This is a genomic window from Psychrobacter sp. 1U2 (assembly GCF_051847575.1).
In genome coordinates this window covers 1-703 of record NZ_JBPYDC010001111.1, presented here as the reverse complement: position 1 = coordinate 703, position 703 = coordinate 1, and the positions used below count along the sequence as shown (strand labels likewise).

Genomic DNA, 703 nt, shown 5'->3' with positions numbered 1-703 from the left:
TTTAGTTTGTTTTTTGGCGGGCGGGTTATTCGTCATCTACGCTCACTTAAGTATGGTCAGGCGGTCCGTGATGACGGCCCTCAGTCGCATCTAATCAAGACCGGGACGCCCACCATGGGCGGCGTTTTGATTCTGACTTCCATTGGGGTAGCCACACTGCTATGGGCAAGGCTGGGCAATCCTTACATTTGGATTTTGCTGATTGTAATGATTATCTTTGGCGCTGTTGGCTGGGCAGATGATTGGCTCAAGATTAAATATAAAAATCCTCAAGGCCTGATTGCTCGCAAAAAGTATTTTTGGCTGTCTGTTGGTGCGTTATTTGTCGGGGCTTCCCTTTACTATATAGCTACGCTACAGCCTGATATGGCAACGACGCGTGAGATGCAGGATCTGCTGATTCCCATTTTCAAAAACTTAACGATTCCATTTTCGGCCGTGCCATTTGGTATCGGTTTTATTATTTTTACCTACTTTGTCATTAATGGTGCCTCTAACGCAGTCAATTTAACGGATGGCTTAGATGGCTTGGCTATTTTGCCCATAGTGCTCGTCGCAGCAGGTCTGGGTGCGATGGCATATGTATCAGGTGATGTTAGATTTTCTGAGTATTTGCATGTTCCCTATATAGCTTATAACTCTGAAGTTATTATCGTTTGCGGTGCAATGATTGGAGCCGGTCTTGGGTTTTTATGGTTTAATG

1 protein-coding gene is annotated in these 703 nt (G+C 45.0%); it reads left to right on the top strand.

Going from position 1 to position 703, the window contains the following annotated elements; all coding sequences use genetic code 11:
* A partial coding sequence (mraY, locus tag ACS8FD_RS20665; protein WP_439277245.1) for a phospho-N-acetylmuramoyl-pentapeptide-transferase occupies positions 1–703 on the top strand: 703 nt, incomplete at both ends.